Source organism: Parageobacillus sp. KH3-4 (assembly GCF_022846435.1).
Taxonomy (GTDB): Bacteria; Bacillota; Bacilli; order Bacillales; family Anoxybacillaceae; genus Parageobacillus; species Parageobacillus thermoglucosidasius_A.
Window position 1 is genome coordinate 2857552 of record NZ_AP025627.1, and the last position, 22388, is coordinate 2879939.

18 protein-coding genes and 2 pseudogenes are annotated in these 22388 nt (G+C 42.9%); 6 read left to right on the forward strand and 14 right to left on the reverse strand.

What is annotated here, in order from left to right; genetic code table 11:
* Positions 1 to 14 precede the first annotated feature (14 nt).
* The 4 genes and pseudogenes from mtnA (at position 15) to MWM02_RS14395 (ending at position 4717) form a co-directional block, all read left to right on the forward strand.
* A pseudogene (gene mtnA / locus MWM02_RS14380) lies at positions 15 to 1086 on the forward strand (S-methyl-5-thioribose-1-phosphate isomerase).
* Complete coding sequence (locus MWM02_RS14385) at positions 1073 to 2218, forward strand: sugar ABC transporter substrate-binding protein (RefSeq protein ID WP_064551240.1); 1146 nt, start codon at positions 1073 to 1075, stop codon at positions 2216 to 2218. The pseudogene mtnA and the gene MWM02_RS14385 overlap by 14 nt, the downstream one beginning before the upstream one ends.
* Positions 2215 to 3762 (forward strand): sugar ABC transporter ATP-binding protein, encoded by a 1548-nt coding sequence (locus MWM02_RS14390; RefSeq protein WP_244402281.1) that lies wholly within the window; start codon positions 2215 to 2217, stop codon positions 3760 to 3762. The genes MWM02_RS14385 and MWM02_RS14390 overlap by 4 nt, the downstream gene beginning before the upstream one ends.
* Positions 3707 to 4717: an ABC transporter permease gene (locus MWM02_RS14395; RefSeq protein ID WP_244402282.1), complete on the forward strand. Its 1011-nt coding sequence runs from the start codon at positions 3707 to 3709 to the stop codon at positions 4715 to 4717. The genes MWM02_RS14390 and MWM02_RS14395 overlap by 56 nt, the downstream gene beginning before the upstream one ends.
* Positions 4718 to 4938: 221 nt before the next feature.
* Here the strand turns inward: MWM02_RS14395 and MWM02_RS14400 are convergent, their stop codons facing one another.
* Positions 4939 to 5436 carry a methylated-DNA--[protein]-cysteine S-methyltransferase gene (locus MWM02_RS14400; protein WP_064551243.1) on the reverse strand — a complete coding sequence of 166 codons (498 nt, stop codon included), beginning with the start codon at positions 5434 to 5436 and terminating at the stop codon, positions 4939 to 4941.
* Positions 5411 to 7645: a PAS domain S-box protein gene (locus MWM02_RS14405; protein WP_064551244.1), complete on the reverse strand. Its 2235-nt coding sequence runs from the start codon at positions 7643 to 7645 to the stop codon at positions 5411 to 5413. Before MWM02_RS14405 ends, MWM02_RS14400 begins: the two co-directional genes overlap by 26 nt.
* A 198-nt stretch (positions 7646 to 7843) precedes the next feature.
* On the opposite strand from MWM02_RS14405, the gene MWM02_RS14410 reads away from it, so the two are divergent.
* On the forward strand, positions 7844 to 9616 hold the full coding sequence (locus MWM02_RS14410; RefSeq protein ID WP_244402283.1) for a B12-binding domain-containing radical SAM protein: 1773 nt from the start codon (positions 7844 to 7846) through the stop codon (positions 9614 to 9616).
* A gap of 9 nt (positions 9617 to 9625) precedes the next feature.
* On the opposite strand, the gene MWM02_RS14415 is transcribed toward MWM02_RS14410, so the two are convergent.
* From MWM02_RS14415 to MWM02_RS14460, 10 genes and pseudogenes are all read right to left on the reverse strand, one after another.
* Entirely contained in the window at positions 9626 to 9772 is a 147-nt protein-coding gene (locus tag MWM02_RS14415; RefSeq protein ID WP_198401562.1) for a hypothetical protein, read from the reverse strand.
* Positions 9769 to 9930 carry a hypothetical protein gene (locus tag MWM02_RS14420; RefSeq protein WP_099458889.1) on the reverse strand — a complete coding sequence of 54 codons (162 nt, stop codon included), beginning with the start codon at positions 9928 to 9930 and terminating at the stop codon, positions 9769 to 9771. Before MWM02_RS14420 ends, MWM02_RS14415 begins: the two co-directional genes overlap by 4 nt.
* Positions 9927 to 10085: a hypothetical protein gene (locus MWM02_RS14425; RefSeq protein ID WP_198401563.1), complete on the reverse strand. Its 159-nt coding sequence runs from the start codon at positions 10083 to 10085 to the stop codon at positions 9927 to 9929. Before MWM02_RS14425 ends, MWM02_RS14420 begins: the two co-directional genes overlap by 4 nt.
* A 158-nt stretch (positions 10086 to 10243) precedes the next feature.
* The gene (locus MWM02_RS14430; RefSeq protein ID WP_244403629.1) at positions 10244 to 11488 is read right to left on the reverse strand and encodes an MFS transporter; all 1245 of its coding nucleotides are present in this window, start codon (positions 11486 to 11488) and stop codon (positions 10244 to 10246) included.
* A 236-nt stretch (positions 11489 to 11724) separates the two neighbouring features.
* Positions 11725 to 13341: a glycoside hydrolase family 13 protein gene (locus MWM02_RS14435; RefSeq protein WP_244402284.1), complete on the reverse strand. Its 1617-nt coding sequence runs from the start codon at positions 13339 to 13341 to the stop codon at positions 11725 to 11727.
* A gap of 164 nt (positions 13342 to 13505) precedes the next feature.
* Positions 13506 to 14333: a carbohydrate ABC transporter permease gene (locus MWM02_RS14440; RefSeq protein WP_244402285.1), complete on the reverse strand. Its 828-nt coding sequence runs from the start codon at positions 14331 to 14333 to the stop codon at positions 13506 to 13508.
* Between the two features lie 14 nt (positions 14334 to 14347).
* Positions 14348 to 15232 carry a carbohydrate ABC transporter permease gene (locus MWM02_RS14445; RefSeq protein WP_244402286.1) on the reverse strand — a complete coding sequence of 295 codons (885 nt, stop codon included), beginning with the start codon at positions 15230 to 15232 and terminating at the stop codon, positions 14348 to 14350.
* Between the two features lie 141 nt (positions 15233 to 15373).
* Positions 15374 to 16646: pseudogene (locus tag MWM02_RS14450) on the reverse strand (ABC transporter substrate-binding protein).
* A gap of 65 nt (positions 16647 to 16711) precedes the next feature.
* Positions 16712 to 18811 carry an amylo-alpha-1,6-glucosidase gene (locus tag MWM02_RS14455; protein ID WP_244402287.1) on the reverse strand — a complete coding sequence of 700 codons (2100 nt, stop codon included), beginning with the start codon at positions 18809 to 18811 and terminating at the stop codon, positions 16712 to 16714.
* 117 nt (positions 18812 to 18928) lie between these two features.
* On the reverse strand, positions 18929 to 19945 hold the full coding sequence (locus tag MWM02_RS14460; RefSeq protein ID WP_244402288.1) for a LacI family DNA-binding transcriptional regulator: 1017 nt from the start codon (positions 19943 to 19945) through the stop codon (positions 18929 to 18931).
* 194 nt (positions 19946 to 20139) lie between these two features.
* On the opposite strand from MWM02_RS14460, the gene MWM02_RS14465 reads away from it, so the two are divergent.
* Positions 20140 to 20349, forward strand: coding sequence for an alpha/beta-type small acid-soluble spore protein (locus MWM02_RS14465; protein WP_064551247.1), 210 nt, complete (start codon positions 20140 to 20142; stop codon positions 20347 to 20349).
* On the opposite strand, the gene MWM02_RS14470 is transcribed toward MWM02_RS14465, so the two are convergent.
* The gene (locus MWM02_RS14470) at positions 20334 to 21488 is read right to left on the reverse strand and encodes an anti-sigma factor domain-containing protein (RefSeq protein WP_244402289.1); all 1155 of its coding nucleotides are present in this window, start codon (positions 21486 to 21488) and stop codon (positions 20334 to 20336) included. The two genes, MWM02_RS14465 and MWM02_RS14470, sit on opposite strands and share 16 nt — an antisense overlap.
* Positions 21485 to 22231 carry an RNA polymerase sigma factor SigI gene (sigI, locus tag MWM02_RS14475; RefSeq protein ID WP_232509535.1) on the reverse strand — a complete coding sequence of 249 codons (747 nt, stop codon included), beginning with the start codon at positions 22229 to 22231 and terminating at the stop codon, positions 21485 to 21487. Before sigI ends, MWM02_RS14470 begins: the two co-directional genes overlap by 4 nt.
* Between the last annotated feature and the right edge of the window lie 157 nt (positions 22232 to 22388).

Consider the following 22388-nt stretch of genomic DNA (forward strand, 5'->3'; position numbering starts at 1 on the left):
AAAGGAAGAACGATATGGCAGAACCTTTCGCAATTCCGCGTTCTGTAGAGTGGAACGATACTCATATCACGATTTTAAACCAACAAAAACTACCATTAGTAACGGAATATTTACAGTTAAAAGACATCGAGGATGTATGGGAGGCAATCGCCACGTTAAAGGTGCGCGGCGCACCTGCGATCGGCATTACGGCTGCTTACGGCCTCGCTCTTGCTGCACAACGATATGAAACAGAATCACTGGAAACGTTTAAAGAGCAATTGCTAAAGGACCGCGACTACTTGGCAAGCTCCCGACCAACGGCGGTGAACTTGTTTTGGGCGTTAGACCGGCTCGTTTCCAGCATCGCCCATTCTTCCTCTGTGAATGAAGCAAAAACGACGCTCATCCATGAAGCGATCCGCATCCAAATTGAAGATGAAGACGTATGCCGACGCATTGGAGAGCACGCGCTTTCCTTATTTCAAAACGGCGACCGCATTTTAACCATTTGCAATGCCGGCTCGATCGCAACCGCCCGCTATGGCACTGCGCTCGCTCCATTTTATTTGGCGAAAGAAAAAGGGGTAAATCTTCATGTTTATGCATCGGAAACACGCCCTGTCCTGCAAGGGGCCAGATTGACAACGTGGGAACTAATGCAAGCCGGCGTAGACGTGACGCTTATCACCGACAATATGGCGGCACAGACGATCAAAGCGAAAAACATTACCGCTGTCATTGTCGGCGCCGACCGCATTGCAGCCAACGGCGATACCGCCAATAAAATCGGCACTTTGGGGCTGGCACTGCTCGCTAAGGCATTCCACATTCCTTTTTATGTCGCCGCACCATTATCAACGATCGATTTAGCGACAAAAACAGGGGAAGATATTCCGATCGAGGAACGCAATCCAGAGGAAGTGACGCATATCGCCGGAACGCGAATCGCTCCAGAAGGCGTAAACGTTTATAATCCAGCGTTCGATGTAACGCCGCATGATCTCATCACGGCCATTATTACTGAAAAAGGGATCATCCGCGGCAACTATGAAACAGAGCTGCCAGCACTATTCGCAAAGGGAGGAACACCATGAAGCAATTTAGACTTCACTATTTATTTGCACTGCTTTTTTCCGTTCTCGTCATCCTTAGCGGCTGCATGAACGAACAAGATGCCGTCAGTCCGAAACCAGCCAAACAAGAAAATGGCGCAGCCGAGAAAACAAGCAAAACAACAGCAGCACCAACCGAACAGGCAGATATCCCTGAAAAATTAAAGAAACCGATAAAAATTGCCGCCATTATGCAAATGTCGATCGGCACGTTTTCTTCTCAGTATATCGCTGGCGTAAAAGAACAAGTGCAGAAATTTGGCGGCGAAGTGCAAATTTACAATGCGGATAACGATTTGACGAAAATGGCTTCCTATGTCGAAACAGCAATTACGCAAAACGTCGATGCAATTCTGTTGGATCACGGGCGCGCGGATGCGTTGGAAGGTCCGGTGAAAAAGGCAGTCGCCAAAGGCATTCCGGTTGTTGCATTCGACAATGATTTAAACATCCCGGGCGTAACAGTGATTGACCAAGATGACTACAGCCTTGCCTGGAAGACGTTAAAAACGTTGGCCGAAGACTTAAACGGTGAAGGAAACATCGTCACCATTTGGGTTGGCGGATTTACACCGATGGAACGGCGCCACGTGATTTACGATGCGTTTAAAAAACGCTATCCGAACATCAAAGAAGTGGCGAAATTCGGTACAGCCAGCGCCAATACTGCTTTAGACACACAAACGCAAATGGAAGCGATTTTGAAAAAATATCCGAATAAAGGCGATATTGACGCTGTTTTCGCGACTTGGGATGAATTTGCCAAAGGCGCAACGCGTGCGATCGAGCAGGCAGGACGCAATGAGATTAAAGTATATGGAATCGATTTAAGCGATGAAGATTTGCAATTGATGCAAAAACCAAATAGCCCTTGGGTCGCTACAACGGCGACGGACCCAGCCGAAGTCGGACGCGTTCAAGTTCGCTTTGCTTATCAAAAAATTGCTGGTGAGAAAACGCCAAACATTTATTCATTAGAACCGCATTTAGTCAAACGATCCGATTTGCCTAACCAACAAGTATCGATGAAAGACCTTCATCAATACATTTCTGGCTGGGGGCAATCTAATGTTGCCATTTCCCCTTGGATGAAAACATTGGAAGCACAGGTGAAAAACAAATGAACGGACTTTACATGAACAATATTTATAAATCGTTTGGCGCGGTAAACGTATTAAACGGCGTGAATCTCCATGTGCGAAAAGGAGAAGTTCACGCCCTTTTAGGGATGAATGGAGCTGGGAAAAGCACATTGATGAAAATTCTCGCTGGAGCCCTTTTTCCAGACAAAGGTACGATTACAATAGACGGAGAAGAGCGCCGATTTTCTTCTCCTGCTGATGCGAAAAAAGCAGGCATTGGATTAGTTGTTCAAGAAGTCGATACCGCCTTGTTTCCATCGCTGACCGTCTATGAAAATATTGCCGCTGATGACATCGCTGATGCAAAACAAAAACCTCTCCTTTCATGGAAACAGCAAAAACAGCGGGCCGCAGAGCTTTTGCGCCAAGTCGGTCTGTCGATTTCGCCGAACAAGCTTATTCGCGAATGCACCTTGCATGAAAAACAGCTCATCGTTTTAGCAAAAGTGCTTTCCTCATCGGCCCGATACATTATTTTAGATGAGCCGACCGCCGCGCTCAGCGAAACGGAAACAAAGCGGCTGTTTACGATTATCAACGATTTAAAAGCGCAAGGAGTTTCGTTCATTTATATTTCTCACAAATTGAAAGAGGTAAAAGAGATTTGCGACCGCGTCACCATTTTGCGTGACGGAAACGTCGTCCACCATGGCGACGTTTCCACCCTTTCACTAGAAGAAATGATTCAATATATGGTTGGACGCGCCTATGCAACCGTGCAAAAAGAAGCGCGCACATACAGTGACGACATTCTTTTTAAAGTGAAACAGCTGCGCATCGCGAAAACAGGCACAACGGTCGATTTGCAAATTCATAAAGGGGAGATCGTCGGCATTGCCGGACTTGCCGGAGCAGGGAAAACCGAACTCGCCGAAAGTTTAATCGCCCATGCAAAAACGGCGGGAGAATGGTGGATCGATGGACAGCGTTATACGTTTTCCTCACCAAAAGAAGCGATTGCGGCCGGAATTTGCCTTATTCCGGAAGAACGGAGAAAACAAGGGCTTTTCTTAAATGAAACGGTCCGTACGAATCTTACGGTTCAACTATTATCATCATTAACAAAATGGCAATGGGTGTTGCGGAAGAAAGAAACAGAAGTTGCGCAACGGTTAGTGGATGCGTTGCGAATTCATCCGCCTTTTCCGCAAGCGGTTGTCAAACAGTTAAGCGGCGGCAACCAGCAAAAAGTCGTCATTGGCAAATGGTTAAAGACAAACGCTCATGTATTCATTTTTGACGAACCGACAAAAGGGATTGATGTCAATGCGAAACAAGAAGTATTTTCGATCATCCGCTCCCTCGCCGATGAAGGAAAAGCGCTTTTATATTTAACAAGCGAATTTCAAGAACTGCTCGAGATTGCTGATACGATTTATATCATGGTGGACGGGCAACTTGTCAAACGTGTTTCCGCTCGTGATATCACATATGAACAATTAATCTATTACTGCAACGGAGGGGATTTGGATGGCACAACCAGCCGTTTCGATCACCAAGAAAAAGCAAGCACCATCTCTTCTTGAATTTTTATATAAGCATGGTACACTGCTTGCCATTCTTGTTGTCATTGCTTATTTTGGTATTACTCTTGACCGTTTTTTCACGTACGAAAATTTCAGCGATATTTTACGGTCTATTTCCATCGTCACACTCGTCGCCATTGGCATCACATTTTCGCTTATTGTGGATGGGTTTGATTTATCCGTCGGTTCGACCGTCAGCCTAGCAACGATCGCCAGCGCCGCAGCGCTCGTATTATACCGCCAAGAAATTCTTGTGACATTGCTTGTTCCGCTTTTGCTGGGAGTCGCCGTCGGCTTATTAAACTCGTTATTAATCGTGAAATTAAAATTGCCGGATTTATTGGCTACACTGGCGACGATGTATGCGATTAACGGCGTGCAGCTGACGTATACGAAAGGATTTTCCATTTACAACGATATGCCGCTTCCAGACGGAGGAACAGCGCCGGGCAAATTCATTCCTTCCTTTTTATTTATCGGGCAAGGGGAAGTATTCGGCATCCCGTTTTCTGTTTTATTAATGCTAGTGGTCGTCGTTGCTGCTCATTTATTTTTAGCATATACCAAACCGGGAAGATTGTTTTATATGACGGGAGAGAATCGAGAAGCAGCGCGGCTTTCGGGAATCCCTGTCAACCGCTATCGCACATATGCGTACGTGATCAGCGGATTTTTTGCCGCGCTCGGCGGGATTGTCCTTGCTTCCCGCATCGGAACAGGACAAGTATCAGCAGGAGCTTCGTTTTTAATGGATGGCGTCGCTGCCGCTTATATTGGCTTTTCCGTGTTTGGGGCAGGAAAACCGAACGTCATCGGCACGCTGTTCGGCTCCATTTTAATGGGGGTCCTTCTTAACGGACTAACGATGATGAATGTCCCATATTACGCGCAAGATATTATTAAAGGGGCCATTTTAGTCGGGGCACTTGCGTTATCGCACATGCAAAAAAAATAGAGACGTTTCCCTCTCTTTCCTTCCCGTCCTTCATATTAAAACAAAGCTATCATTGCCGACCATTGACGGACGAAAAAAGAAGGCAATGATTTTAAGAAAAAGATATCCTCCGAGAATGGAAGAAGAAAAGCCAGGCGAATTTCCAAAAACAGGTGTGCTGCACCTTGTTGTTACATCGCACAGGCCGTAAAAAACTAGAAGCGAATGCTGCTTCTAGTTTTTTATATCGTCCGGTTCCGTTTTTCCAGCTGCAGTAATCGCTGTTTTACATCGGTCCGGTTTCCAGCATATCCCTTCAGCGAACGATCTTTTCCGATTACACGGTGGCACGGAACAAAAATGGCCAGCTCGTTTGCCCGATTTGCCTGCCCAACCGCTCTTACCGCTTTCGGACGCCCGATTTTTTCAGCAATATCACTGTAACTGACCGTCGTTCCGTACGGAATTTCACAAAGCGCCTGCCATACTTTCTCTTGAAATTCCGTTCCCTTCCATTTCAACGGCAAGTGAAATGTTTTGCGCTTACCGTGAAAATATTCATCTAGCTGTTGCACGGCGCTTTCTAATAAAGGAGAATTGCTTTTGACCATTTCATATTGTTGACAGTGCCGCAGCCACTCCTCCTCAAAAAGCTGGACGCTTACGATCGCATCCCCATCGGACACGATGTAAATGGGGCCAAGCAGCTCTGATTTATACACGTTGTATTCCTGTTTCATTTTCTCCCTCTCTCTCAACCCGTTCAATCGGAAGTGTGATATGGAACGTCGTGCCGACTCCAACTTCACTTTCGACGTCGATTTTCCCTTGATGTTCTTCAATAATTTTATAACTAACCATCAATCCAAGTCCAGTGCCGCGTTCTTTCGTGGTATAAAACGGTTCGCCAAGCTTTTTGATTTTATCTTGCGGAATGCCGCAGCCTTGGTCTGTAATGGAAATGCGAATGTGGCTGTCATCAAGCTGGCCAATTCGCACCGTCACTTCTCCACCTTTTGGCATCACTTCAATCGCGTTTTTTAATATATTAATAAACACTTGTTTTAATTGGTTCGGTTCGCAGTAAATGAACGGAATATGCAGCGCAAAATCAGCGACAATTTGCACGTTATGCATCATCGCTTGGGCGCTGATTAAATCGATCGTGTCTTGCATGATTTTGCACACATCGTTTTGTTGATATTGTACCGCTTGCGGTTTAGCGAGAACTAGAAATTCGGTAATGATCGATTCGATCCGCTTCAGTTCAGACATAATCACATTAAAGTACATGGAATAGTCTTCTTTAATGCTTCCTTGCAATAATTGAATAAATCCTTTTAGCGCTGTCATCGGGTTGCGAATTTCATGGGCAATGCCCGCGGCAAGTTCCCCCACAACGTTAAGCGTATCCGATTTTCTTAGCTGCAGCTCCAGCTCTTTCCTTTCGGTAATGTCGCGCAACATAATCATTCCTACACCTGGGATAATTTCTTTCTTTAGCGCAAACTCCACGATTTTTTGTTTCTCGCCATTCGAAAAATCCATCTCGGCATAGGCTTCTCCGAAACGATCACATTGCTGAATCAATTTATCGAATTGTTTCCGCGCTTTTTCCGGTATAAACGCTGTAATCGGACGATGAAGCAATTGTTCTTTCGTTGCCTGGAAAATTTCACAGGCGATCGGGTTCACATCTAAAATGCGGTACCCTTTTCCCCATAATAATATTCCGTTCATGGCGTGGTCAAAGATGCTGCGGAATTTTTGCTCGCTCTCGCGCAGTTCTTTTTCCATTTTTCTTCGTTCTGAAACATTGCGGAAAATGGTCAAATGATATCCATCAATCGCCCCTTGCTTCATCGTAAACTCAAGTTGCTTATCTTCTCCGTTTGGCATGTGGAACGTTAATTCATCGCGTATTTCCCCCGTTTTGCGAAACTTTGCAAATACACGCTGCACTTTTTCATCGCCGCGGTCAAGGAAATCAAGCAAATTTTTCCGAACAAGCAAATTAAGCGGCAGTTCAAACGTCCGGCTTGCAGCGCGATTCGCGTTTAAGATATATCCGCGATCATCCCAAATCAAAATCGCCTCATGCGCTTGCTCAAAAATAGCGCGAAACCTCTCTTCGCTTTTTTGCAGCTTTATTTCCATGTTTTTTCTATCGGTGACATCCCGCATGATCGCCATGTAAAAGCCGCTATATACGTTGGATGTCGTGGTAAGCTCAAACATTTTTACCGTGCCGTCAAAACGGACGAGCGACAATTCGCCTTTTGCCGTTCCTTTTTCTTTCAATTCGGCAAGAAGGCGAACAAAGTCATCGACGCATTCTTTGGCGATAAATTGCTGAAATGATAAGTTTAACAGCTTCGCTTTTTCTAAGTTTAAACTCATGCAAAAAGCAGGATTCACATCAATAAAACGGCCAAACTCATCGAAAATGACAATGCCATCTACCGCGCGGTTGAACACATCTTTAAAGAGAAACTCATGAATAATCCGTTCCCGCTCCAGCGCTTTGCGCGCGGAAATATCGCGCATAATAACCAAATCGAATTCGTTAAACGCATCTTTTTTCATGGAAAACTCAATATGTTTTACTTTTCCGTTCCTTAACTTTACAAGCAGCTCGTCACTAAATGAGCCAAATTTATGTAACATCGATTGCTGAAACATCAAAATATCCGGAGGGACTAAGTCAAGGAACATCGTCATTTTTTTCCCAATCAATTCCCTTTTTTCCATTTCGAACAGTTGGCATGCTGCTTCATTTACATCAACAAATTCGCCGCTTTTATTAAAAATGACAATCGCATCTAGAGATCGCTCAAAAATAATGGAATAGCCATTTAACTGCTCTTTTAACCGTCTATTTTCTTCTTCCAACAATTTTACGTCCACCATCAAGTTTTGTTCTTCATGGGGAGAAAGGCTATTGTTCATTTTTTATCCCTCCTTCTCCAAACCATATCAAATTATTATATATTCTCTACCAAAAATTTTACTCCTTCTAATTATTCTAAAAATTCCATGAAAATAAATTTTTTCAATGTTCGACAAGTTTTTCTTCTTTTATTTTCATCCAAAATATGTTATATTGAAATGTTGTTTCTCTATGCTTTTGTAAAGGGGTTTGTTCCGATGAACATTATTTGCACGACATTAAACGCCAAATATATTCATACCAATTTAGCGATTCGCTACTTAAAGGCATACGCCCAGCCAGAATTTGATATAAAGCTTGTTGAATATACGATTAAAGATCCAGCGATAAACATCGTAACCGACCTTTACCGAAGAAAGCCGGATATCATTGGATTTAGCTGCTATATTTGGAATATTGAAGAAAGCCTTAAAGTCATAAAAATGTTGAAAAAAATCGCCCCTGACATCACGATCGTCGCCGGCGGACCGGAAGTATCATATGATGTGCGCGAATGGATGGAAACCGTTCCGGAATTGGATTTCATCGTCATCGGTGAAGGGGAAGAAACGTTTAAGCAACTATTAATAGAATTTTATGGAAATAAAAACTTTCACCATGTCCACGGTCTCGCGTTCCGTGAAGATGGGGAAATTATCATTAACCCGCAGCGAAACAAAATCCGCTTAGCGGATATGCCTTCGCCGTTCCGCTTTCCGGAAGACATCCCGCATTTGCCAAAGCGAATTACGTATATCGAAACGAGCCGCGGCTGCCCGTTCAGCTGCCAGTTTTGCTTATCTTCCATTGAAGTCGGAGTTCGCTATTTCGACCGCGAAAAAATTAAAGAGGATATCCGCTATTTAATGAAGCATGGAGCTCGCACGATTAAATTCGTCGACCGTACGTTTAACATCAGCCGCAGCTACGCGATGGATATGTTTCAATTTCTGATTGACGAACACGTTCCGGGAACGGTATTTCAATTTGAAATTACGGCCGACATCATGCGTCCGGAAGTCATCGAATTTTTAAATAAAGAAGCGCCGCCGGGACTGTTCCGTTTTGAAATCGGTGTGCAGTCGACAAACGATGAAGTCAACCGGCTTGTCATGCGCAAGCAAAATTTCGAAAAATTAACGCGTACCGTGATGATGGTGAAAGAAGGTGGAAAAATCGCCCAGCACCTTGATTTAATCGCCGGGCTTCCGGAAGAAGACTATACATCATTCCGAAAAACATTTAACGACGTTTTCGCGCTCCGCCCGGAAGAACTGCAGCTCGGCTTTTTAAAAATGCTGCGCGGCACCGGCCTCCGCCTTCGCGCGAAAGACTACGGCTATGTATTTATGGACCATGCGCCATATGAAGTGTTACAAAATAACGTGCTTTCTTTTGATGACATCATCCGCCTTAAACAAGTGGAAGATGTGCTAGAGAAATATTGGAATGCACATCGAATGGATGAAACGATCGAATATTTGGTAACAAACGTATTTCCGACTCCGTTCGATTTCTTCCAGGAATTCGGCACGTACTGGGATGAACGCGGCTGGGCGAAAATCGGCCATCAGCTCGAAGATTTGTTCCGCCGCCTATACGAATTTTTGCAAACAAAAAAACTGGATGAACTCCCAATCATCGAAGCGTTAATGAAATATGACTATTTGCGCAACCAAAAACATAAACCGCGCAAACCGTGGTGGGAGGAAAAAACGGACAAATCGCTGCGTTCCGCACTTTACCGCGAGCTGCTTGAATATCCGGAACGATTAGGCGGTGAATTCGCATCGCTCAAGCTGAACGAAAAAGAATTATTTAAACATACGGTCATAGAAATAACCGAATTGGACATCGGTCATTATATGGAAACAAAAGAAGTGCGCCAAATCCCAACGGCGATGATCGCTTATTTTGATCCCGTTTCATTGCAAACAAAAATTTTTTCCGCACCGCTATCTTCCTTTTCGACTTCCGCAATAAAAAAGTAGGGATAATCCCTACTTTTTCTTTTGCTTTTTCTGTTGTTTCCTCTCTTCCATTAGTTGAAACGGCTGGTGGGCATTAAAATCGCCAAATTCAAACGCCATTTCTTCGCGCGCTTGATCATTTAGGCGCTTTGTTTTTTCTCCTTTCTCTTGCTTCATTGCCCGTCTCCTTGGCGTCCTTTTTTCGAATTGCGGTTCGCCCCGCGGATCATCTCTTCTTCTCCTGCATACTGTGCGGCAAATTCAGCATCCGGCAAGCTTTCCGTTGGCGTTTTATTATTGTTTGTCGCCGCAGCAAATTTTACCTTTCGCTTCATCCCATATGCCCCCTTCCCGTAGCAATTGTTTCATGTTTGTAAGCGACGAGCACAATTTCCTCTCCTGTTTCCTCACGCAAACGTTTTTCTAAATCTTTCACTTGTTTTAGTGCCTTCTCCCGCAAATGGGCGACAGGAAATGAGCTACTTTTCATTGACATCACCCTTTGCCATTTTTCTTATTTTTTCTTCCGCTCCGCTCATCTTATTCATCACGCGGCTATTTGAATAAAAAATCAAACAATCATTGCGGATTTCATACACAAAAAATTTGGCTCCATCAAATGAAGGCGATGCAATCATCCACGTCCGCTCAATGTTTCTTTTGGCAATCTGTTTCCGGTTTTATCGTTATCCATGCAATAACGCTACCCAATAAAGACAAACCAGCTAGCAAAAACAAGAACATCGTCGTCGCGCTTTTCATCAATAATGCGGCGAGCGGCGGTCCCGCGGCGACGCCAATAAACCGCAGTGAGCTGTAAAACGAAGTCACAGTTCCCCGCTCTTTTTTTTCAATTCCTTCTGTAATCAATGCATCTAAGCATGGCAGCATTATACCAATGCCAGCTCCAGCAAGGGAAAAAAGGGCAATCATCCACCAAAGAGTCGGGAAAAACTTAACAACTATGATCGCCGTGCCAGCAAACACACCGCCAATAACAATCATCCATTTCATTAAAACTTTATTTTTGCCAATTTTCTTTCCAGCGAGAAACGATGCAGCACAAAGCGCACCAAGCGGAATAGCGAGCACCCATCCCTTTTTTATTCCATCGATTCCGTAATCATCTTCAAGGCGGCTTGATAAGAAAAAAAGAAACGCAAATAAAACGAGCATTAACAAACCGCCAATCGCAAAAATCGCATATAGCCATCGCCCCTCCCTTTGGAAAATGATTTTTATCTTTCGCACAAATTGGCGAAATGGAAGCGGTTCCTCTTTTCTTGCCGGAGCTTTTACCAAAAAGAGCATCATGGCGATGGAAATGGAACAAAACAGTGGAAATGCGAAAAATGGCAAGAACCAAACCATGCTTGCGAGCATCGCCCCTAATATCGGGCTTAATACTTTTCCAAACGTGTTCGCTGTTTCAATCGTTCCTAAACAGCTGCTTGCTTCGTTATCATCAGGAAATAAATCGCCAACAAGCGGCAGCACAATCGGAAACGCTCCTGCAGCCCCAAGTCCTTGCAACATCCTTCCTGCAACGATCATCGCATACGGATCTGCCATCTTCCAAGCTGCCCAACCAGATACAATCCCTCCAGCAGCAGCCAACAATAAGCTTGGAATAATCACTTTTTTTCTCCCGATCCGATCACTTGCATATCCAGCAATAGGAATAAAAATAATCGCTACAATCGAATAGACGGTAATTAATAAACTCGACTGAAACGGCGTAATATGTAGCTGTTTTTCCATCGTTGGCAACACCGGGATCAGCATCGAATTTCCTAGCGTCATCACTAACGGTATCGACGCTAGCGATGCGGTAATCCCCGTTTTATTCATCCTTTTGCTTGCCTGCTCTGGCATTGTTTCGATCCATTCCATCATTGATTCCTGCCCCTTTATGGCCATTCATGTTACATGATTATCATTTCCGTTTTTTCATGAAGCATACAAAAAAACCTTTCCCGTTGCCGGACAAGGATATAATCCTGCCTTTTAATGGACGAAGCCTTTCCTTTCTGACCCTTAGTTCGTGATGATAAAGATGGTAACCGTCAGCGCAATGTAAAACAAAACCAAAGCGGCACCGTCATCTAGCTAAAAAAATCGTTTAACGTTTATATAAGCCGGTAAATGCGCGCCTCATGCGGCCGCATATGCAACACATTTCCATTTTCTTGGATGTCCAGATAATTGCCAAGCACTACTTCCCGTTTGTATGCAGCAAGCGGTACCGGAAGCTCATAGTCATTTGCACGGTCACAATGGTTAAGGACGATAAGCCAGCGGACATCGTCAAGTTCACGTGTGTACGCATAAATATACGGCTCGTTTTCCGTATAGTCTTGGAACGTGCCATAAACCATAACAGGATTTTCTTTACGCAGCTGAATAAGCTTTTGATAATAATAATACACAGAATTTGGATCTTGCAATGCTTGTTTTACGTTAATTTCTTTATAATTTGGATTGACTTTGATCCATGGCGTTCCTGTTGTAAAACCGGCGTTGGGGCTGTCATCCCATTGCATCGGCGTTCGCGAATTGTCACGGCTTAATGGCTGCAAACTTTCGAGCACTTCTTGCTGGTCTCGGCCTTTCGCAATTTCTTCTTTATATTTATTTTTCATGGCAATATCGTTATAGTCATCAATCGAGGGAAAACGGACTCCAGTCATGCCGATTTCTTCTCCTTGGTAAATATATGTAGTTCCTGGCAATGTGTGCAGCATCGTTCCCAGCAATTTGGCAGATTCAATGCGATATTCTTTGTCATTGCCGTAGCGCGTCACTTGTCGTGTATGGTCATGGTTGTTTAGAAATTGGGAATTCCAGCCCTTTCCCCATAATACGTCATACCAACGCCTTTGAATATGTTTAAAACGAAGCGGTTCCCAGCTTGGCATTTCGTCGCATACTTGAAAATGGAATAACATATTCAGTTCGCGGCGGTCTTCAGCGACATATTTCAGCCCTTCTTCCGGCGATACGAAGGCGACTTCGCCAACCGTAAAAATATCATAGTGTTGAAATACTTGTTCGTGCATTTCGCGCAAATATTCATGAAGGACGGGATTATTCGCTAAGTAGCGGATATCGTTGGGATCAGCGGCATCCGGAAACCCTTCCGGCTTAGCCAGCAAAGCAATGGCGTCTAAACGGAACCCATCAATGCCTTTATCAAGCCAAAAGCGCATCATTTTATAAATTTCTTGGCGTACTTCAGGATTTTTCCAGTTTAAATCCGGCTGCTCGGCAGCAAACGAATGAAAATAATATTGTCCGGTTAATTCATCGTATTCCCACGCGGACGGAGTAAAATAGGAACGCCAATTGTTTGGCTTGTCGCGCCAGATGTACCAGTCGCGCTTCGGGTTATCACGGGATGAACGTGATTCGATGAACCAAGGATGCTGGTCGGATGTATGATTGACAACAAGATCCATGATAAGTTTCATGCCGCGCTTATGCACTTCGTCAAGCAATGTTTCCCACGTTTTTATTGTCCCGGCTTTTTCCATAATCGCATAATAGTTGGAAATGTCGTATCCATTATCTTTATCTGGCGACTCGTAGCAAGGATTGAGCCAAATGACATCGACGCCAAGATGCTGGATATAATCAAGTTTTTCGATAACCCCTTGCAAATCGCCGACGCCGTCTCCATTCGAATCATAAAAGCTGCGCCAATATACTTGATATACAACTGCTTCTTTCCACCATGTCCGTTTCATCTTCTTTCCCCCACTCTAAACACTTTACATTTGAAACATGTTGTTCTGTCTTTTTTTATTGAAACAACGAAAACAAAACAAGAGATGATGCTGTCATTACTACACATCTTGTCGGCTTTACGGGCGAAACAAAATCCTTTTCATTAACAACAAGGCGATATGGATTATTTTCCTCCAGTAAATGAAATACCTTTAATAAAGTAACGATTGAAAAACGCATAAATGACTAACACTGGCAATGTAAATACCGTCGATGCCGCCATAATATAATTCCAATAACTGATGTATTGCCCTTTGAAGCTGTTCATCCCAAGCGGCAAAGTAAAGAGTTGCGGATCGGACAAAATGATCAGCGGCCGCATAAAATCATTCCACGACCCCATAAAGACAAAAATTGCTTGTGCTGCCAAAGCAGGGCGGGCAAGCGGCAAAACAATTCGGAAAAAAATGCCGAGCCGGCTAAGTCCATCTAATTCTGCCGCTTCCTCTAACTCTTTTGGAAAGTTAATAAAAAACTGACGCATCATGAAAATAAAGGTGGCGTTAATCATCGTTGGCACGATCATTCCTTGATATGAATTCAGCCAACCAAGCTGTTTTAAAATCAAATAGTTTGGAATCATCGTGACTTGTGCCGGAATCATTAATACCGCCAAAATAATGATAAACAGCGGTTTCTTGCCAGGAAATTGCAATCTTGCAAGCGCATACCCTGCCATCGAATTAAACAATAAATTCAGCACAGTGACAGTCACCGCAATGATGGCACTGTTTAATAGCCAGCGCGGAAACATTTTTTGTTCCAGAAAAATTTGTTTGTAGTTATCCAGCGTAAATTGTTTTGGAATAAAGGAAATCGTTCCTCTAACAATTTCGTCGAGTGTTTTAAACGAAGAAGACAATGCCCATAAAAATGGAATTAGTGTAATAATGGCGTAAGCGACAAGAACTACGTACAAAAACGTTTTTCCGATTGTAATTCTTTTTTTCATTTCTTTTTCCCTCCTTAATAGAGAGACTCTTCTTTCGAAAATTTCCGTTGCAATAACGTCGCGATTAAAATAATAAGCGCTAAAACAAACGCTAATGCCGCGGCATATCCCATTGTTCCTAACGTTTTAAACGCATATTGATAAATGAGAAGAACGACGGTAAGCGTAGAATTGTTCGGCCCTCCCGAACCGCCAGAGAAAATATACGACTGATCAAATAATTGGAACGTGCCAATAAGCCCCATAATCACAACAAAGGATGTCACTGGCCGCAAATATGGTACTGTCACATACCAAAATTTTTGCAACGCATTGGCTCCATCCAGCTCCGCTGCTTCGTAAAGCGATTCTGGAATATCCTGCAAAGCCGCCAAGTAAATCACCATGAAGTATGGGGCAGTAGACCAAATGTTCATGATCATAATCGCATTCAATGCAATATCTGGATCGCCTATCCAGTTATAGGTTGGCAGCCCCAATAATTTCGAGACATGGTTAATCAACCCGTTTTGATTATACATCCACATAAAAATAAGCGTTAACACCGCCGAAGACGTAAGTGTTGGTAAAAAGTAGACAATTCGGAAAAATTTTTGTCCTTTTAGCCCCGCGTTTAATGTTGCCGCCAACACGAGAGCTAGTATTGTCTGACACGGCACTACGATGACAACGTACTTAAGCGTATTCCATAGCGCAATTTTCGCCCGCGCGTCATGAGCAATGCGTTCAAAGTTATCCAGTCCGACAAATTCAAACGTCGTTGTCCCAAGCAATTGCACTTTGTGAAACGCAAGGAAAATTGCGAACATAATTGGGCCAATGATAAACAAAAGCAATACGAACAACGATGGTAACATTAGTAAATAGCCAGCACCTGCTTCTCGCCATTTCCGTTTCATCTTGTTCATCTCCTTACAGAGAATCGATAAAGCTATTCCCCTCTCTCTAGCGCGGCAAACGCAGCGTTGCTAGAAAGAAGGGAAGATACATCATTAGGCATTATGTCTGGCGGAAGGGGCCCTTTCCGCCAGAATCCGCAATTATTTGCTTTCGATTTCTTTATTTGCAGTTTTCTCCGCTTCTTTTAACGCTTCATCCAATGGCCGTTCCCCTAAAAAGGCGCTGACAAACTGATTATTAAAGTTGTTGACGATAATTGGCAAATTCGTCCCTTGTTGCCATACCGTCGCATACGAAGTACCTGCTACCAATGGAGCACGTAATGGGTCTTTATCATATCCCAATTCCTTAGCAACGGATTTGCGCGTCGGCAGCGCATATCCCTTGCTTGTCCATATTTTCATCCCTTCTTTTCCTGTCAAATAGGAGATGAGTTCCCAAGCTGCTTTTTTCTTTTTCGAATCTTTATTCATGACGTACGCCACCGTATATGCCATCGTTGCTTTTTTCTCGTTAATCATTGGTAATTCAGCTGTTCCAAATTCTAAGTTCGGGAACGTATCTTGCAAAAACGGAATTGCCCAGTTTCCTTCAACCACCATCGCTGCCTTTCCCTGTCCAAGCATCTCTCCGCCCCAATTCGCACCGACTTCGCTAGGTTGTGCTGCCGATTTATCTTTTAGATGCATATCAACAATTGGCTGTAGAGCTTCTACCACTTTCGGATCGGCAAAGCTTGCTTTGTTATCTGTCACCACTTTTCCGCCTTTTGATTCAGCAATATAGTAAAGACGGGCTAACTCCGGCGCTACGCCAAAACCGTATACTTCGGTTCCTTTTGTTAATTTTTTGGCTGTCTCGCGCAATTCGTCCCATGTTTTTGGTACATCCACACCAGCTTCTTTAAACATTTTTTTGTTATAAAATAACGCTAATGTAGAATAATCTTTAGGGAATCCATAAATGTGTCCATCTTTGCCTTTAAATGCGTCAAGTAACGGTTTTTCGAAATCATCAATGTCGAAATCATCGGTAACATATTTATCAAGCGGTTCCAATACACCTGTTTCAATTAAGGCAGGGGCTTCAAAGGCGTCAAGATAGAAAACGTCTGGGCCTTCACCGCCGATTAAACGAGTTTTAATGACATCCATATACTGTTCCGAAATGACTTCGAATTTTACCTTAATGTTTGGATGCTTCGCCTCAAATTCATCGAGTGTTTGTTTCAACAGCTTTTGTTCACTCGGATTGCCGCCCCATCCCGCAAGTGTGACCTCCACTTTTTCGCCATTGTTGCCGCTTGTCTCTTTACTTGCGGGCTTTCTCATCTCCTCCGCCACAGCCAGCCAAGATGCTTCCCATTAGTACGGACGTAATACCTAGAGCCGTTAACCACTTTTTCCGTTTCATTTCTTCCTACTCCCTTCCTTAAATTTTTGATTTCTATATGGACAGGGAGGGAATTCCCATCCCTGCTATAAAACGATGACATCGTATCCCGTTGTGTTTTCATGAATGTTCACCTTTATCTCTTTCCCTTCCCGAAAAACAGTTAGTGACAACCTGCCATGTCCAATCGCCATATTTTCCGCTTTGAGAACATTCATGGAATCAAGCAAAGTTGGAGAAAGATGAATTTCCTTGCGCAAACTATTCGGAAACAGCCCCAGCATTGCTTGCACAAAAACAAGCGGCGTTCCTGCCGCCCAGGCTTGCGGTGAACAAGCAACCGGGTACGGAACTGGTTTTCCAAACGAACGACTATATCCGCAAAATAATTCAGGAAGACGGTCATACTCAAAATGGGATGCCGCCTCGATTAATCCCTCCATGATCATCAGAGCTTCCTTTGATTTCCGTAGTTTGCTTAGCCCTAATAAAATAATGCTATTGTCATGTGGCCAGACGCTGCCGTCGTGATAACTCATCGGATTATATCCCGCTTCTCCTTCCGCCATTGTCCGGATGCCATATCCGGAAAACATTTTTGGGGATAGGAGCGTTTCGATTACAGCGTTTTCCCGATGCCCCTCTAACATACCAGCAAATAGCACATGCCCTGGATTTGACGTGATTGTGCCGACTTGCCGCTTTTTCTCATCTAATGCAATTGCATAAAATTGCACATCTTCCATCCAAAACGCATCTTCAAATTTTTTCTTTAATTCTTCTGCTTGCTGGCGAAGCTCGGCGGCTTGTTTTACTTTCCCGAGTTGTTCGAAAATGTCTGCTAATCCCATTTTAGCTTGATATACATACCCCTGCACTTCCACAAGCGCAATCGGTGATTTGGCGTACTCTCCGTTCCGGTGCACAATCGAATCCCCAGAGTCCTTCCATCCTTGGTTGGCAATTCCTTTACTTGATTCCTGATGATATTCAACAAATCCATCACCATCACGGTCCCCATATTTATCAATCCATTGGAGTGCTGCTTCAATGTTTGTTCCTAATTGATGCACGATATTATAATCCCCTGTCCATTTCACATATTCTGTAAGCAACACGAGAAATAACGGCGTAGCATCGATAGCACCGTAATATGGAGTAAATGGCACTTGATTTGTATTGGCTAATTCGCCGAAACGCAGTTCATGCATAATCTTTCCCGGCTGTTCATCGCGCCAAGGGTCCTGTTTTTTTCCCTGATACTGCGCCATTGTTATCAATGTCCCTTTGGCCACCTGGGGGCAAAACGGGAGCATTTGTAATGCCGTGATTAAGCTGTCGCGCCCAAACGGCACACCAAACCATGGAAGCCCTGCAACAGGAAACGGACCGTATCCCAAATCAGTCAATAATACTCGTAAATCAGCAATGCTGCGCTCTATCAAACGCTGGAGAGGCTTATAATCCGTTTTTACTTTCGTAATGCCTTGATGCCACCCATTGTAGGAAGCCTGAAGCTGACGTAGGGCATTATCTTTATCCATGATGGTTTTTGGCATTGTCGGTTCCCCAATTTGCGGTTGGATCATGAAAGTAACTTCCTGTTCTTCATCGTGATGAAGAGAAAAAGAAAAAGCTACTTGTCCATTTTCATCGGCTAATATAGCAGGACGATCCCATGTAATCGTTGTCGCCCGATAAACACCGTCCGCCCCTTCGTAATGAAACGCCAACGAATTCCCGTCAATGGTCTGTCCTGTACGCTTGCCGATGTTTCCTGTTTGGAAGCCACGAATAATAAACATATCCGCGAAATCAGCATCAAAAGAGACACTGATTTCACATGCAATTGGCTTTGGAAAGTAATTTTTCAATTTGATCGTTTCATATAATACTCCGTCATAAATAAAGCGCTTTCGTTCAATTTGTACAGATTCGCGCCATAAAACTATTTCCCCATTCTTTTCGATCGGAGGGTTCGTCAATAAAATAGTTGCCATATAATTCTCTGAAGCATCGGAAGAAAGAAGCACGGGTTCTTCTCCATTAATGCGCAGCGAAAACTCGCTCAAAAACCTTGTATCTTTTGTATACAGCCCTAATCCGTAAGGATGAGATTTAGGAATATTTCCTTTTTCATCTGTTAGAAAAAACACATCGTTCTCCTTGATCACCCGATAATTCATACTAATTCCTCCTACTTTAGATCCGAAACGTTTTGGATTTCATGCATCCAAAACGTTTCGGATGAAAGTTTAATCCAATCCAAAACGTTTTCAGTCACACGTTAATGAAAAACCACATTAACCGTGGTTTTTCACCGTAGATTCACGTACCTTTAGTTCTGTTTCTAAAATTTTTACATGAGACTCCGCTTTTCCTTCAAGCATCTGAATCAGCAGTTTGGCCGCTTCATATCCCATGGCAAATATATTTTGAGCAACAGTTGATAATGAAGGGGTGGCATATGAAGCAAGAATAATATCATCGTAACCGATTACCGCTACATCATCCGGTATTTGTTTTCCAATTCGTTTAACCGCTTTCATTACCCCCAATGCCATTAGGTCACTCGCGCAGAAAAAAGCAGATATACATGGATACTTTGTTAACAACCGCAGCGCTTCAACTTCTGCGACGTCTTCGCGAAACGCCCCGTCGGCAATCCATTCTTCATGAATTGGTACCCCTGCCTCGGATAACGCCTCTTTGTACCCTTTCAATCTCTGCTCACTCACAAACGCGTATCTGTAGCCGTTGATCATTGCAATGTTTTCATGCCCTAGCGATATTAAATGCTCAACTGCCTTTTTCGCACCTAGCACATTGTCCGTCGTCACGTATCCAACCGTCTCGGATTCAATTGGAATATCGATTAAAACACACGGAATGTCGCTTTCTACAACTTCTTGCAAATATGGATCATCGCTGCGAATCCCTTGCAAAATCGCCCCATCCACTCTCCGTTCCCGGCATAGCTGCGTATATGTTTTCTCACGTTGTTTTGTTGAAGTGGTGCTGAATAATACCATGTCATAATCCACTTCGCTGACATATTGATTGACACCAGCTAACACTTCAAACGTAAAATTATCCTTCGCACTTTCTCTTGTTAATCCGGAAACAAGCAAGCCAATCGTTTTGGATTTATTCATCACAAGCCCGCGCGCAAGCGTATTTGGACTATAGTTTAATTGTTTGGCAATATCGATAATTTTTTGCCTTGTTTTCTCGTTCACATCAGGATAACCGTTTAATGCACGGGAAACGGTCGTAATCGAAACACCAGCTGCTTTTGCGATATCCTTAATCGTTGTCACAGTCCTTCCTCCAAAACGTTTTGGATGCTTTGTCGATTAAATTATAACCTAAACCGAAAACGTTTGCAATTATTTTTTAAGCGCACATTATGGCAGAAAATAGCATAATCTTCATCAACTTCCGTTATAGAGAATTCTCGATTGACACATACTAACCTTGCCAAACAATTTTACTATGTTAGGAGGAAAATACAATGGCAAGATCAAGCAATAAACTGCTTGTTCCGGGAATCGAGCAGGCATTAGACCAAATAAAATATGAAATCGCCCAAGAATTCGGCGTTCAATTAGGGGCAAATACAGTTTCCCGGGCAAACGGCTCTGTCGGCGGCGAAATTACAAAACGGCTCGTTTCCCAAGCACAAAGCCAACTGGCCGGATCTACTTTTCAAAAAACGGAATAGCATCGTTCGCAAAGCCGAGTAGATTTACTCGGCTTATGAATATCGCCTATTTTCCTTTTTTTTCCGTATTGTTTGCCTTTTGGTGATTTTTTGAAATTATCTTGATTATAGTTTTGTTTTCCGTGATGTTTGTCCTGTTTATTTTCCTTTTTTTGATGATGTTTCAAATCATCATGCAGTTGGTGTTTTTTTTCGACATTTTTGCCAAGTATATGATCGTCGCTTTTGTTTTGCCTTCGTTCATCTTTTTCCATGGATGGATGGTAAATCTTCTGCAATTCTTTCTTTTCATTCTTACTATTCCCTTCCTGCCTTTGTTCATCGCGCTTCTGCAATAAATGGCTGGTCATCTGCTGTTCGTTCTCTTCCTTGCTGTTGTTCTTATTGTATTTTTTTTCGTTCTTTTCTGGGAGAAAATGACTGTTTATTTGCCGTTTATCGTCCTGTTTCGGCGGTTTTTCTTGTTTTCTCATGTTTATGGACTTTGGCGAAACTGATTTCGTTTTCTGTTCAATTTGCAGCAGTTTTCCTGTTGTCATTCCTTTCTTTACAGCTTCATTTCGTACTTCCATCGTGCTTTCTTCCGTCTTTACAACAATATTTTTCCGCTGATACGAGTGTTGAATTTTCGTCAATTCTGTAGAAAGTTCGCGTGAAGATGCAGCACGGTGTTTTCTCTCCACCGTTGTAATCAATACTTGCCCACCTTTTTGCAAATAGCCTTTTTTCATGCTTAGTTCGATAATTTCCTTGGTAATATCAATAAACGCTTTTTTCTGCCAATGCGCAAGTTGTGAAACAATCTTTTTTCCTTCCTCGTTGTATGCCTTTAATTTTATAACTTTTAACTGCTCATTGACCCCGATTTCAATGCTTGGATTAATATCAATGGACATGTAGGCGTACACTTCATTGGAAGGAAAATGAAGTAGCGTTGCAATCAAAAGAACCGCTGCCGCCACAAAGCTTATTATGTATCGAAGTGAACGGCGGCGAACATTGGGTTTTTGTACCGCCTTCGCTTCAATCTCTTCTCCTATTTCATATTTTCCTTCCTTTTTCACTTGAATAAACTCACCATCAGGAGTTAATAATGTGACAAATTCGTCATCTAGTTCCAATACAATCCCTTTTTTCACGATGGAAGCACCCCTTTTATATATTCCTTTAAATAAACATAATCCCCAGCTAAAATAATCGCCACCGCAATAATATATTTTCTATTTCTCTCTATCGTTTTGCGACTCACTTCGGCCATATTTTGTAATTGTTTAATCGGTAATTGTTTTTTCCGAAAAAGCCATTTCAGCAACTCTTCGTTTTCCACCAATAACTTGGCAACTTTGATGGCGTTTAATCGGGCGTCTTTATGTTTTGGAGACTGCTCGACAAGATCGTGAAAATGAATACCAAATTCTTTTAATACTTGTTGATAATGAATAATTTCCTCGCGGCGCTGTTGCTGCTCTATCTGCTTATAAAATTCATCCATGGACAACTTCGTATCTAAATACGTTTGCGCGGAATTTTCCTCATCTTCATCTGTATGTAAAACAATGTTCCTACATTTTGCTTCCTTGCGAATATAATCAATTAAACGCCTTTTAATCAGTAATTCGGCAAAAGAAATAAACGAACCTCCTTTATGAGGCGCGTACTTTTCAATTGCTTCATTAAACGCGATCAACCCGATGCTTAATTCATCATCATCTTCATGAATAAATCGTTTACACACGCTGGAAACAGTTTTGGCAATAAAAGGTTTATATTGTTGAATCAATTGATTATGCAATGCTTTATTTCCTTGTTGAATTTCGCTAACCGTCTGTTCAATCGTTCTCTCCTTTTTTAGCGAAAATAATATGCTGAACATGGATTTCACCCCATTTGTCAAAGAGACGAACTAGCGCTCCCTTGGAATATCATTCGTACATCATAGCGAATTTTTGTTGGTCGTTCAATCGGAAATTTATTACATTTAATTATTTCATAAATAAAAAGGACCTTCGCCACTGAGAGCAAAGGTCCTTTTGAGTGCC

What these genes read in the sequence shown, in the direction of transcription:
- MWM02_RS14385 (WP_064551240.1), top strand. Translation starts at nt 1,073, where the DNA reads ATGAAGCAATTTAGACTTCACTATTTATTTGCACTGCTTTTTTCCGTT.
- MWM02_RS14390 (WP_244402281.1), top strand. Translation starts at nt 2,215, where the DNA reads ATGAACGGACTTTACATGAACAATATTTATAAATCGTTTGGCGCGGTA.
- MWM02_RS14395 (WP_244402282.1), top strand. Translation starts at nt 3,707, where the DNA reads ATGGCACAACCAGCCGTTTCGATCACCAAGAAAAAGCAAGCACCATCT.
- MWM02_RS14400 (WP_064551243.1), bottom strand. Translation starts at nt 5,436, where the DNA reads ATGAAACAGGAATACAACGTGTATAAATCAGAGCTGCTTGGCCCCATT.
- MWM02_RS14405 (WP_064551244.1), bottom strand. Translation starts at nt 7,645, where the DNA reads ATGAACAATAGCCTTTCTCCCCATGAAGAACAAAACTTGATGGTGGAC.
- MWM02_RS14410 (WP_244402283.1), top strand. Translation starts at nt 7,844, where the DNA reads ATGAACATTATTTGCACGACATTAAACGCCAAATATATTCATACCAAT.
- MWM02_RS14415 (WP_198401562.1), bottom strand. Translation starts at nt 9,772, where the DNA reads ATGAAGCAAGAGAAAGGAGAAAAAACAAAGCGCCTAAATGATCAAGCG.
- MWM02_RS14420 (WP_099458889.1), bottom strand. Translation starts at nt 9,930, where the DNA reads ATGAAGCGAAAGGTAAAATTTGCTGCGGCGACAAACAATAATAAAACG.
- MWM02_RS14425 (WP_198401563.1), bottom strand. Translation starts at nt 10,085, where the DNA reads ATGAAAAGTAGCTCATTTCCTGTCGCCCATTTGCGGGAGAAGGCACTA.
- MWM02_RS14430 (WP_244403629.1), bottom strand. Translation starts at nt 11,488, where the DNA reads ATGGAATGGATCGAAACAATGCCAGAGCAGGCAAGCAAAAGGATGAAT.
- MWM02_RS14435 (WP_244402284.1), bottom strand. Translation starts at nt 13,341, where the DNA reads ATGAAACGGACATGGTGGAAAGAAGCAGTTGTATATCAAGTATATTGG.
- MWM02_RS14440 (WP_244402285.1), bottom strand. Translation starts at nt 14,333, where the DNA reads ATGAAAAAAAGAATTACAATCGGAAAAACGTTTTTGTACGTAGTTCTT.
- MWM02_RS14445 (WP_244402286.1), bottom strand. Translation starts at nt 15,232, where the DNA reads ATGAAACGGAAATGGCGAGAAGCAGGTGCTGGCTATTTACTAATGTTA.
- MWM02_RS14455 (WP_244402287.1), bottom strand. Translation starts at nt 18,811, where the DNA reads ATGAATTATCGGGTGATCAAGGAGAACGATGTGTTTTTTCTAACAGAT.
- MWM02_RS14465 (WP_064551247.1), top strand. Translation starts at nt 20,140, where the DNA reads ATGGCAAGATCAAGCAATAAACTGCTTGTTCCGGGAATCGAGCAGGCA.